Source organism: Citrobacter youngae (genome assembly GCF_003818115.1).
GTDB classification, from domain to species: domain Bacteria; phylum Pseudomonadota; class Gammaproteobacteria; order Enterobacterales; family Enterobacteriaceae; genus Citrobacter; species Citrobacter youngae.
The window spans coordinates 20588-32726 of the sequence record NZ_RPOI01000007.1 but is presented as its reverse complement, the minus strand read 5'-3'; the positions used below and the strand labels follow the sequence as shown (position 1 = coordinate 32726).

Annotated in this window: 12 protein-coding genes; 2 read left to right on the top strand and 10 right to left on the bottom strand. The window is 54.0% G+C overall.

Translation table 11 applies throughout. The features are described from left to right. Positions 1-39: 39 nt before the first annotated feature. The 9 genes from EHN13_RS06205 to EHN13_RS06165 form a co-directional block, all read right to left on the bottom strand. Positions 40-1107 (bottom strand): carbon-phosphorus lyase complex subunit, encoded by a 1068-nt coding sequence (locus EHN13_RS06205; protein ID WP_124021049.1) that lies wholly within the window; start codon positions 1105-1107, stop codon positions 40-42. After that, positions 1107-1703: a phosphonate C-P lyase system protein PhnH gene (gene phnH / locus EHN13_RS06200; RefSeq protein WP_124021048.1), complete on the bottom strand. Its 597-nt coding sequence runs from the start codon at positions 1701-1703 to the stop codon at positions 1107-1109. The genes EHN13_RS06205 and phnH overlap by 1 nt, the downstream gene beginning before the upstream one ends. Then, positions 1700-2152, bottom strand: coding sequence for a phosphonate C-P lyase system protein PhnG (phnG, locus tag EHN13_RS06195; protein ID WP_124021047.1), 453 nt, complete (start codon positions 2150-2152; stop codon positions 1700-1702). The genes phnH and phnG overlap by 4 nt, the downstream gene beginning before the upstream one ends. Next, positions 2153-2878: a phosphonate metabolism transcriptional regulator PhnF gene (gene phnF / locus EHN13_RS06190; protein WP_101742861.1), complete on the bottom strand. Its 726-nt coding sequence runs from the start codon at positions 2876-2878 to the stop codon at positions 2153-2155. Positions 2879-2898: 20 nt separating this feature from the next. After that, entirely contained in the window at positions 2899-3678 is a 780-nt protein-coding gene (gene phnE / locus EHN13_RS06185; RefSeq protein ID WP_016155398.1) for a phosphonate ABC transporter, permease protein PhnE, read from the bottom strand. 104 nt (positions 3679-3782) lie between these two features. Continuing rightward, on the bottom strand, positions 3783-4799 hold the full coding sequence (phnD, locus tag EHN13_RS06180) for a phosphonate ABC transporter substrate-binding protein (protein ID WP_048213878.1): 1017 nt from the start codon (positions 4797-4799) through the stop codon (positions 3783-3785). A 155-nt stretch (positions 4800-4954) separates the two neighbouring features. Next, positions 4955-5743, bottom strand: a complete 789-nt coding sequence (gene phnC, locus EHN13_RS06175; protein WP_048213877.1) for a phosphonate ABC transporter ATP-binding protein — start codon at positions 5741-5743, stop codon at positions 4955-4957. A gap of 132 nt (positions 5744-5875) precedes the next feature. Next, positions 5876-6325 (bottom strand): VOC family metalloprotein YjdN, encoded by a 450-nt coding sequence (yjdN, locus tag EHN13_RS06170; protein WP_061067053.1) that lies wholly within the window; start codon positions 6323-6325, stop codon positions 5876-5878. Between the two features lie 140 nt (positions 6326-6465). Further along, the gene (locus tag EHN13_RS06165) at positions 6466-6801 is read right to left on the bottom strand and encodes a zinc ribbon domain-containing protein YjdM (RefSeq protein WP_003031835.1); all 336 of its coding nucleotides are present in this window, start codon (positions 6799-6801) and stop codon (positions 6466-6468) included. Positions 6802-7343: 542 nt separating this feature from the next. Between EHN13_RS06165 and crfC the strand changes: the two genes are divergently transcribed. Together crfC and EHN13_RS06155 are read left to right on the top strand one after the other, a co-directional pair. Further along, positions 7344-9701 carry a clamp-binding protein CrfC gene (gene crfC / locus EHN13_RS06160; RefSeq protein WP_124021046.1) on the top strand — a complete coding sequence of 786 codons (2358 nt, stop codon included), beginning with the start codon at positions 7344-7346 and terminating at the stop codon, positions 9699-9701. Then, entirely contained in the window at positions 9698-10591 is an 894-nt protein-coding gene (locus EHN13_RS06155) for a diguanylate cyclase regulator RdcB family protein (protein ID WP_048213874.1), read from the top strand. The genes crfC and EHN13_RS06155 overlap by 4 nt, the downstream gene beginning before the upstream one ends. A 28-nt stretch (positions 10592-10619) precedes the next feature. Here EHN13_RS06155 and kdgT read toward each other — a convergent pair whose 3' ends face one another. Continuing rightward, complete coding sequence (kdgT, locus tag EHN13_RS06150; protein ID WP_048213873.1) at positions 10620-11618, bottom strand: 2-keto-3-deoxygluconate transporter; 999 nt, start codon at positions 11616-11618, stop codon at positions 10620-10622. Between the last annotated feature and the right edge of the window lie 521 nt (positions 11619-12139).

Here is a 12139-nt window from a genome sequence, read left to right as displayed (position 1 = left end):
GTCTGCTCATCAAGATAGGCAAAGTTGTAGCCGGAGAGGTTAGTGGTCACGAGTGGCCTCCTGTTGCAGGCGTTTGAGCAGTTCCAGTTCGGCCTGGAAATCGACGTAATGGGGAAGTTTGAGGTGCGAAACAAAACCCGCCGCCTCGACGTTATCCGCATGCGCCAGCACGAACTCTTCGTCCTGCGCCGGTCCTGTGACCGTTTCATCGTATTCGGCTGCCTGTAGGGCGCGGTCCACCAGCGCCATCGCCATCGCTTTACGTTCGCTCATACCAAACACCAGCCCGTAGCCGCGGGTAAAATGGGGGGATTCATTTTCTGGCGCGACAAAACCGTTGACCATTTCGCATTCAGTCATCAGCAGTTCGCCGACGTTCACCGCAAATCCCAGCTCTTCCGGGACGGTTTCCAGTGCCACATAGCCGCTGCGGATTTCGGCGGCAAACGGGTGGTTGCGCCCGTAGCCGCGCTGGGTGGAGTAGGCCAGCGCCAGCAAATATCCCTCGTCACCACGCATCAGCTGTTGCAGACGTGAAGCGCGTGAGCAGGGGTAAACCGGCGGCGTGCGGGTGATGTCGTCGGGTGTCGCGCCATCATCCTCTTCACGTTTTGCCAGGCCCTGGTTCGCGAGCAGGGAAAAGACGTGCGGGGAGGCATCCTGCGCGCCGTCTGCGCTGCGCAGCGGCGGGGTTTCGCCATTGGCCAGTAAGGTAAAATCCAGCAGGCGATGGGTATAGTCATAGGTTGGACCCAACAGCTGCCCGCCGGGAATATCCTTGTAGACCGCGGAGATTCTGCGCTCAAGGCGCATTTCTGCGCTGTTAACCGGTTCGCTGACAGCGACCTTTGCCAGCGTAGTGCGGTAAGCGCGGAGCAAAAAGATGGCTTCGACGTTATCGCCGCTGGATTGTTTTAGCGCCAGTGCCGCCAGTTCGCGATCGGCGATGCCGCCTTCGGTCATCACCCGATCAACGGCCAGGTTCATCTGCTGTTCGATTTGCGCCACGCTCAGTTCAGCAATGGTCTCATCGCCCCGGCGTCGGTTTTCCTGCAGGGCGTGGGCGTTGGCTATCGCCTTTTCGCCCCCTTTGACGGCGACGTACATCAGCACACCTCCACATGGGTGGTTCGCGGAATAGCCAGCAGCCGTTCGCCGCAGGTGAGGATCAGATCGACTCCCAGCGGGAACGGGTGCGGGCGCTCGGTAAGTTCGTGAATCAGGCATTCCGGCAGCTGTGGCGCGATCATGCGCTCTTCGGCGATGCCCGCGCCGGTCAGACGCAGCATGCGTCCACCGCTTAAGCCAGAAACTTGCACAATCAGCGTGGCGCTGGTTTCAGGTGCGACGGCGGAACCGGCTGAGAGGGCATTTAGCTGTTCGCTGCTAATGCGTTCGTCGGTGACGGCAAAGGCCGCCAGCTGCGGCTGATCCACCAGCGGCGCGTTGGTGTGAAAACGCAGGTTCTGCCGGGCGATATCGTTATCCATCGACGGCGCCAGCCAGACCGGCGTGTCGCCATCGACCAGGGTCAGCAGCACGCTGGTGGTCGCCAGACCCAGCGGCTGCCAGCCGTGTTTCAGTTGATGCAGGGCGACGATTACGCCCGGTTCGCTCATGGCTTTCAGCAGGCGACGAAAGCTCTGCTGAGCATCCTGAACGGGTAAATTAAATGCGGTCAGAAGTGCCGTAGATCGTGTCATGCGTTATCTCCGCGTACCAGCGTGAAGAAGTCGACCCGGCTGGCGTTGACTTCGGCACGGCGGGCGCTAATCAGCGCATCGCGTTCCGCTTCCAGCGGGGCAATTAAGGTTTCCATTAGGTTCTGGAAATGCGTTTGTTCCTGCAGTAGCGCGTCAATCACCGCGCACTGCTCGGCATGTTGTTTGTTGCGTCCCAGCAGGTAGCTGTAGCCCAGCGTGCCGCTTTTCAGGCGAATAACCGCGCGGGTAAGCGTGGTGTCGCCAGCAAAGAAGCGATTACCGGTGCCGCCCATACGGGCCTGGATCTGCATCAGTCCGCTTTCCGGGGCGCGGATAAGCTCATAGTCCGGCGTTAGTTTGAGCGCCTTGATACGCGCATTCAGGGCATCGGCATTGCTGTAAGCCAGCGCGCGCATCCAGCGCTGGCGGGTGGCGGTATCGAAATGCATTCAGTGCTCCATGGTGAATTCGATCATGTCGGCGCGGGTCAGGCTGACGGAATATTCCGCCGCCTGTTCTTCGCCTTCACGGTGGTTCAGAGTGCGCACGCACAGCAGCGGCGCCATGTTGGGGATTTCCAGCACCTTGCTCTCTTTGGCCTGCGCACGGCGGGCGCTGATGCGCGTTTGCGTGCGCAGCAGCGTCAGACCGGATTGTTCGCGCAGGTAGTCGTGCAGTGAGCCGCTGTTGAAGCCTTGCAGCAGCGGCCACAGCGAGAGGTCGGAAAAATAGTGGTCGATCTGGCACAGTGCGATCCCGTTAACCCGGCGCAGGGTGCGCAGGTGAATCACGTTATCGCCCTCGTTTATGCTGAGCGCATCGGCAATGTGGCTGGAGGCCGGACGCAGCACTGCCAGCAGTTTTTCACTGGTGGGGTGGCTGCCCTGGTCCAGCAGGTTCTGACTAAAGCGCGCCTGGGCATTCAGCGGGTAGTCGAACGGGCGCATCAGCACCAGAACCCCCACGCCCTGACGACGCTGCACCCAGCCGCGTTCAACCAACTGGTCAATGGCACGGCGCAGGGTGTGGCGGTTTACCTCGAAGCGCGCGGCAAGCTGATGCTCGGCGGGCAGATAGTCACCGCAGCGATAATGTTGACGTAGCTCCTGCTCAAGTCTCGCGGCAATTTCCTGATAACGCGTTGGATAACTGGTCGGATGTGTAGACAAGTGCATAGCAATCAATGCCTCGCTAATCAGATAAAGTGCTTACGCAAACGCTGGGAAAGGAAATCCAGCAGGCTGACGGTGACGATGATTAACACCATCAGGGCGCAGGTTTGCTGGAACTGAAAGCCGCGAATCGCCTCCCATAAGGTCACGCCGATACCACCGGCTCCCACCATCCCGACTACCGTGGCCGAGCGAACATTGGATTCAAAGCGATACAGCGAGTAGGAGATAAGCAGCGGCATGACCTGTGGCAGGACGCCGTACAGAATCTCTTCAATTTTGTTGGCTCCGGTGGCGCGAATACCTTCTACCGGACCCGGCTCAATGGCTTCTACCGCTTCGGAAAGCAGCTTGGAGAGTACCCCGGTGGTATGGATAAACAGCGCCATTACCCCGGCGAACGGACCCAAACCAACGGCGACCACGAACAGCATGGCGAAGACCATTTCGTTGATGGCGCGACAGGCATCCATCAGACGGCGCATCGGCTGGTAAATCCACCACGGCACGAGGTTATCGGCGCACATCAGACCGAAGGGAATCGACAACACCACGGCGAGGGCGGTACCCCAGACGGCGATTTGCAGCGTGACGGCCATTTCACCGAGATAGTCCTGCCACTGACTGAAGTCAGGTGGAAAGAAGTCGGCAGCGAAGGTTGCCATATTGCCGGAATCCTGGATCAGCGTGAGCGGGGCCATTTCGGCGCCTTTCCACGAGACCACCAGCACGGCGAGAAGAATGGCCCAGCTCAGCAGCGAGAACCAGCTACGCTTGGGCGGGGCAACGGTGATGGTTTGCATGTTTGGCTCCGTGCATCGGTTATTGCCGGATGGCGGCGCAGGCGCCTTATCCGGCCTACAAAACATCGTAGGCCCGGTAAGCGAAGCGCCACCGGGCATCAGGGTTATTGCACAGCTTTGGTGACGCTGGTCATGGCGCCCAGGGCGGCGGTCAGGCGGTCGAGATCATCAAGCTGTGCTTTCAGCGCCGAGGTTTTGCTGGTTTTCTCTTCCTCGTTCAGCCCTTTGTTGTCCTTTACGCCCTGCATCTCTTTAAACAGCGCCAGTTGGCGAATCGGCACCAGTTGCAGATCGCTGGAGGCACGGAACGGCGCCCAACCCAGGCGTTCCAGGACGGTTTTCTGCTCCGGCGTTTTGCCGTAGTTCATGAAGAAGTCGTACACCTTGTCCTTGGTGGCTTCAGAGAGGTTCTTACGCCAGACGATCGGATCGCCTGGGATCAGCGGTGACTTCCAGATAACCTTCAACTCTTTCAGCTTGTCCGGTGCGGACGTTTTCAGCTTGTCGAGGTTTTCGGTGTTGTTGGTAGCCACATCCACCTGTTTGTTGGCGACGGCCAGGGCGTTAGTTTCATGCCCGGCGTTAACGGTGCGTTTGAAGTCGCTGGCGGAGATGTTGTTTTTGGCGAAGACGTAATAACCGGGGACGAGGAAACCTGACGTAGAGTTGGGATCGCCGTTGCCGAAGGTTAGATCCTTACGTTTGGCGATCAGATCGTTCAGGTTGTTGATCGGGCTGTCTTTGTTAACGATCAACACGCTCCAGTAACCCGGGGATCCGTCGGCGGCGACGGTCTGGGCAAACACTTGTCCGTTAGCGCGATCCACCGCTTCCATTGCTGAGAGGTTGCCGTACCAGGCGATATCCACTTTGTTAAAGCGCATGCCCTGGATGATCCCGGCGTAGTCCGGAGCGAAGAAGGCGTTTACTTTCACGCCCAGCGATTTTTCCATGTCCTTCAGGAACGGTTCCCACTGTGGCTTCAGGTTTTGCTGTGATTCGGTCGAAATAATGCCAAAGTTCAGCGCTTTTTCTTGCTCCTCGGCATGGGCCGGGCTTAACAAGGTACTGACGCTAAACATGCTGGTGAAAGCCAGCGCGGCAACTGTCTTATAGCTCATGTCGTTTCCTTAATTAGTCATTGTTCCAGGCTATTTCACTTGCCAGCCTGAATCCGGGCAGTGCTCAAAATCCTCACGTACTGCGTGTACGCTCCGGTTTTTCCGCGCTGGCCGTCTCCAGCCTGGCTGCGCCAATAACGCCTGGTTTTTTAGAACTATGCAGCCTGTGCGTTCTGTTCGACGCGGTTCATGCTGCGGTAGAGATGGTCAAAACGGTCGTTGTCAAAATGCTGGCTGCTGCCATCAAAGAAGACGTTGCCCTGGCGCAGCGCGACAATGCGTTCGCAGTAGCGCAGGGCGTAATCCACCTGATGCAGCGTGACGACCACGGTGATGCCGTCGGTCTGGTTGATGTCGCGCAGGGTGTCCATCACGATGCGCGCGGATTCCGGATCCAGCGAGGCAATCGGCTCGTCGGCAAGGATCACTTTGGCCTGCTGCATCAGCGCGCGGGCAATCGCGACGCGCTGCTGCTGCCCGCCGGAGAGCGTGGAAACACGTTGATATGCAAAGTGCGCCATGCCGACGCGGGTCAGCGCCTGTAACGCGCGTTGTTTCTGCTCAGCGGTAAACCAGCTAAAACAGGTGCGCCAGAACGGCGTGCTGCCGAGCGCGCCAATCAGGACGTTCTCCAGCACCGTCAGGCGGTTCACCAGATTGAACTGCTGGAAGATATAGCCGGTGTGGGCGCGGCTTTTGCGGATATCGCGCGCCAGGCGGCCTTCATGTTGAACGGTGCGGCCCAGCAGCTCGATGTGGCTACCAGGCGATTTATCACCGACGATCAAACCGCTTAAATGACGTAAAAGGGTGGATTTGCCGGAGCCGGACGGCCCAAGCAGAGCCACCATCTCACCGGCACAGATATTCAGATCAACCGCATTAAGCGCCTGATGTTGATTGAAGGATTTGGAGAGTTTCTCGACGCGAATAACCGTTTGCATGATGCGGCCTCCCTAAAAAAGTGGCCCCATCGTGGCGGATTAATGTGACGTTTTCGTTAAAGGAAGGTTACTTGGCGATGAAGAGTTGAGCGATATTTGATGACAGTACGGGAGGGCTGGCCTCCCGTTGGATTACTCTGTAGGGGGTTGCTGTTGTTTGACGACGTTGATCATCCACGGCACGCCATACTGGTCGCTCACTTTACCGAAACCGTGGGCCCAGAAGGTTTCCTGCCAGTCCATTTCGATTTTTCCGTTTACTGCCAGGTTATCAAACCAGCGTTTACCTTCGTCGACGTTTTGTGTGTCGAGCACCAGCGTAAAGCCAGAGTAGTGCGCGTTTCCGTCGGGGGCGCTATCGCTCATCATGATATCGCTGCCCGCAACGCGCAGGTTGGCGTGGGCAATAGCGGTATCGGGGAATTTCATGCCAGAAGGGCAACCTTCTTCACTGTCCTGCGCCGATTTGGGCATTTCACCGAAGTTGATTTTGTAGAGCAGCTCAGCGCCTAACGTTTTTTGGTAGAAGGCGATAGCGTCAGCGCAGTTGCCTGCAAAGGAGATATAGGGACTTAACGGCATAATCTTTACCTCAGAGTAAGAGAAGCCAGTTAAGTGTAGTTATCGTCTGTATAAATAAACCAGGCGGGAAGTATGGGCTTCCCGCCTGGCAGATGAGCTGGTGTAGACCTGATGAGCGTAGCGCCGTCAGGCAATTTGCATCAGTTCTTTTTCACAAACTCAGATTTCAGCTTCATTGGGCCAAAGCCATCGATTTTGCAATCGATGTTGTGGTCGCCTTCAACCAGGCGGATATTCTTCACTTTGGTACCGATCTTCAGCATGGAAGAGCTACCTTTTACCTTCAGATCTTTTACTACGGTAACGCTGTCGCCATCGGCGAGCAGGTTGCCATTAGCATCTTTAACGATCAGTTCGTCGCTGTCCTGAGCGGGTTCAGCGTCGTTCCATTCGTGAGCGCATTCCGGGCAGATGAACATGCCGTTATCTTCGTAAGTGTATTCGGAGTTGCATTGTGGGCAGTGTGGTAATGACATGTGGATTTCCTCAAAAGTCAGCAGGGGCAAAAGCGCCCAAAATTGGCAGATTGCCGAAAAAGGCCGCAATTATACATAAAATCCCTGCTTTTGTCGGGGCTACAGGCCAATTATGCCCAACTATCTGTTGTGGCGTCAGGTTGCTTTCACGTCTATGAAAACCAGACGGAATATTTTTTAAGGGAAATTGCTACGTTTAGCTATTTAAGATAAGGTGAGGCGAAACACCCGATATTCATAGGTAGCATGGCTTACAGACTAGCTAAGTCATTGTGAGTGAATACTTTGTGACCCCCTTAAATTTGGTAGGGGAATTAAGCTGGCATTTTTTAAAACTGAACTACTCTGTTTATCTTTCTTACTTAATATAGTAAGTGAGAGGCATCAGGCCAGCAGTCATACGATAAATTTTATTTTAATAATATCAGCTGGTTGTTTTAATTTTAATTATTTCCACACGTAATTATAAAAGCCGAAAATCTATAAATAAAACGATTTGGCTAAATAAAAGTAATGCTATTTGCGTTAAGGAAAGATTTTCCATGTACACACAGACAATTTATGAATTAAGTCAGGAAGCTGAACGCTTACTGATGCTCTCTCTTGAACATCTCAGGCAATTGCAGAAATTGCCAATGACCTCGGCGAATGATGTCATGCTGAAAAAAGGAGAGCATAGTGGACAGGTTGTTCAGCCCCTGCATTTCAGCGCGCGTGGCATGGATGTCCAGCAGGCAACGCTCAACAATGAACTGCGAAAGATTACCCGTCTGGAAATGGTTCTGGCGATCGTCGGTACGATGAAGGCGGGAAAGTCGACGACGATTAACGCGATTGTCGGAACTGAGGTTTTACCTAATCGTAATCGCCCGATGACGGCGTTACCGACCCTTATCCGCCATACACCGGGACAGAAAGAGCCGGTGCTGCATTTTTCGCATGTCGCGCCAATTGACGCCTTAATGAAAGTATTACAGCAGCGCGTGCGGGAATGCGATCGTCAGCGTCTGGCTCAGACGCTGGAAATAGATAAGGATATGAATGCCCTGCTTCAACATATTGAAAACGGCGTGGCATTTGAACGGTATTACCTTGGCGCACAGCCTATTTTCCATTTTCTCAAGAGCCTGAACGATCTGGTGCGTTTGTCTAAAGCGCTGGAGGTGGAGTTTCCGTTTGCCGCCTATGCTGCAATTGAGCATATTCCGGTTATTGAGGTTGAGTTCGTGCATCTGGCCGGGCTGGCAAGTTATCCGGGACAATTGACGCTGCTGGATACTCCCGGGCCGAATGAGGCCGGGCAGCCACACTTACAACAAATGCTCAATGAACAGCTGGCGCGGGCTTCAGCGGTACTGGCGGTGATGGATTATACCCAACTGAAGTCGATTTCGGATGAGGAAGTCCGTCAGGCCATTATGGCGGTTGGAAAGTCAGTACCGCTGTATGCGCTGGTTAACAAATTCGATCAGAAAGACCGCAACAGTGATGATGAAGAGCAGGTGCGGGCGTTAATTTCCGGCACGTTGATGAAAGGTGGTATTACGCCTGAACGTATTTATCCGGTCTCCTCAATGTGGGGATATCTGGCCAACAGGGCACGTCATGAACTCATGAATAATGGGCGCTTGCCGGATCATCAGGAGCAGCGCTGGGTCCAGGACTTTGCCGAAGCGGCACTCGGCAGACGCTGGCGTACCACCGATCTTGAGGATAAAGAACATATTCGCCATGCCGCCGATCTGCTGTGGGAGGATTCGTTGTTTGAGCAGCCGATCCAGAAAGTCATTCACGCCGCTCACGCCAATGCTTCGCTGTATGCGCTTCGCTCGGCATCGCACAAGTTATTGAACTATTCGCAAAGCGCACACGAATACCTGGAGTTTCGCGCCCACGGCTTAACCGTAGCCTATGAGCAGTTGCAGATGAACATCGCGCATATTGAAGATGATATGCAACAGTTGCAGAGAAGCCAGGCGCGGGTGGGCGACGAGGTCAGTCACGAGGTTGAGCTGGCGCTGGAGGCTGCTGCGGCCTATCTTAGTGAGCAACAGACCGAGATTCTGTGCGGCATCAACACGTTCTTTGTTAAAGAAAACGTGCTGATGATGTCACAACATGGCATGGGAGCTGCCATTGCAACGGCGGAAATGGCCGGTGATATGCTGGTGTTGCATGACGAGGGGCAAGCGAAAATTGTGTTAGATAAAATTCGCTCCTCCTGTGAGGTTGTCCTGCTGGCGGCGCAGGAGAGTATCAGCCGGAACCTGGCGCTGCGTTTTGAGGCGCTTGAATCGACGTTATCCCGGGCGCTGAATGACGCTATGCGGCCTATTGAGCAGCGGGTGAAAGAGGAACTGAACCACGCCGGTTTTCGTGCTCGGATCCGTTTTCCAGCCTTTCATGCGGCGATGTTTAATTTCAATACCCGCCAGTTGTTTAACGAGGCTATTGAACAGGATATCCCTGCTGATAATACCCCGTCCACCGGTGGTGTTGTGCGTGACACGTTCTCACGTTGGTTGAATCAGCCCAACTGGGGATGGAATGATTATGTCGAAACAAAAACGCGTTACCTCATTGATATGGGCGCGTTGCACAAGAATCTTGTCCATTATGTCACTCAGTTTTGCCAACAAATTCGTAAAGCTTTAGTTGCTCAGGTCGATATTTCCGTTACGGCAGGCATGGCCACGTTTTTTGCTGATTTTTCACTGTGTCTGACGCAATTGCAGGCGAGCCTGCGCGAGAGTCTGACCCTGCGCCAGCAAAATGAATCGGCGGTGAATGCAATGAATGAACAATTGCAGCATCGTATTACGACGGCGGCATGGATTTATGAAGATTCCCGCTTGCTGCGTGACGATATCCACACCCTTTTTGCAACCGAGCATACATGACTAACGTGTTACTGGAAGGCCCTGGGCGGACGCTGGAGTGCGTCTACCCGAAGTTTATGGTCGATCTGGTTCAGGGAGATGAAACCAAACGTTCCGGCGGTTTTCTGCAGCAGCAGCAGCGGTTGCGTGCGCGCCTGACGCAGGAAGTGTTATCCCAGACGCAACTGCGGGCGTGGGTGATGGCGGGGGTTTCCAGCGAACACCTGGTGATGCGCCTTAAGCTGGTGGAAAAACTGGCGGGTACTATCGATCCTGGTCACCTGGCGCTGGTACGTATTGCCGAGCGACTGGTGTTCTTACAACAAACTGAACAGCCACGCGGACAATCAACTCCCGGCGTGATGCAGCAATTAATTTCACTGGCTGACGGGTTTGCCCAACGTAGCGCATATAAAGAGAAAGCGTTGACGCAACGTGGGCTGACCGTGCAGGCAGGCGAACACAGTGAACAGATTTTTACTCGCTGGCGGGCTGGCGCGTATGACGGCTGGTCATTACCCGGACGCTGCTTTGTTGCGCTGGAGGAACTGCGCTGGGGCGCCTTTGGTGATGCCTGTCGGCTGGCGAATGCCGATGTAGTGTCGATGCTAAAAGACAATTTACGCACGATGGCTGCCCAGACGCTGGCGCATAGCGTGAATGCGGCACCAACTACGCGCCATTATTATCATCAATGGCTGAACTCACCTGCAGTTGGGGGTTCGAGCGAACATAACGATCTGCTGAGTTGGCTGGGTGACTGGTGCGATGCGCAGCGTCATCCGGTGAGCTGGTCGGTGACGCAGCGTTGGCAGAATGTGGCGTTAGGGATGCCGAGACTGTGTTCGGCAAAGCGACTGGTTGATGCGATGGTTGAGGAGATTTTCGCACCCCCCCAGCTCATCAGTTGAGCTGGGGGGGCGTGAGGCAAAGGCAGGCTTAGTGGTGCAGTGAGTCTGCCGGGGTCGCCACTGTCTCGTTGGCGACCTGATTTTTATTAAAACGTTTGGCATACAACGCGGTGATAATCGGCACCAGAATGGCGGTGACAATCACGCTGGCAGCGACCAGAGCAGTTGCCGAAGCGGCAACCGGTTCAAATGCCGGGTTAATCTGGGCGATGATGACTGGGTTAGCCACCGCGGCACCAGCTGCAGAAGAGGCTGCTACGCCCGCCGTACCATTCCCGCCACCAATGACGCGGTCAGCAATAATCAGCGGGATACCGGTGATAACGATGACGGCCACACCCAGCAGGATACCCAGCAGACCGGTATCAACGATGACGCTCAGGTTAATGGTGTTACCCAGTGCGAAGCCGAAGAACGGAATCAGTACCGGTGTCGCTTTGCTAAAGAAGGCACGCAGGTCGTGATCCAGGTTGCCCAGTGTAAAGCCGATCAGGAACGGCAGGACCGCGCCGATGAAATGGTGCGGCTCGAAAGAGGCCAGACCGGCAGAGCCCAGAATGACCATGGTCATTAACGGACCGGATTCCAGAGACATTAACACAAATGCGCCAGACTCTTCTTTCGTACCGTACTGGTTCATCAGGCTGGCGTACAAACCCCCGTTGGTCATGTCCATTGCTGAGACAATTGCCAGTACGGAAAGACCTGCAAAGAACCCGGTTTGAATGCCTGTATCAGGAATAAATGAAGCGGCAATCATTGCCACTGCCCAGGCTACGGCTATTTTGGTTAATACCAATGTACCTGACTTGCGTAATACCGTACCGGTTGCTCGTAAATCAATTGATGCACCGATACAAAAAAACCATACTGCCAGAATCGGAACTGTCCCGCTGATCATACCTTTGGTAAATGAACCGAAATACGCGCCCGTATCGGGAGCTAACGTATTTAACACTGCGCCTAATAACAGAGGAATCAACATCATTCCGCCGGGGATGCGTTCAATCGTGGCTTTAATTTTCATAAACGTCCTCATGTCTTGTCGCAGGTTATAAACGCGCAAGAAAGTAAAAAATCATTTAAATTCAAAATGTTACTTGTGTTTTTTAACAAAGAAAACGGCTATCTCTTTGTTTTATAAAATCTAACGCGGCATACGTTGAGCATGTTTCTGCTCCCAGGGATATTGCGTCTGGAATTAGTTTGCATTCACAGGAACATTGATTCAATCAAAATAAAACGATGTTTTAGTTATCTTCATCACATATTCCGAGCAAAGATCACTACAGGTTCCGATTATTAAAAAACCTGTGATCTTTTTGTGAAGGGATTAGGTGGTTTTTTTGCTAGCAGAATAATAGTGACTGCTGTGATTGTTGATGGAGCCAGGTGATTTATTCTTGTATTTAATTGTCAGTAAATCGCAAGCGTGCCATGTAAAAAAGCTGACTCAGAATGACCTTATTTACGCAGGTTGACGAAATGAAAAACTATGTGTGAAGTTGATCACACATTTAAACACTGTTAGGGTAAAGAGGTCATTAA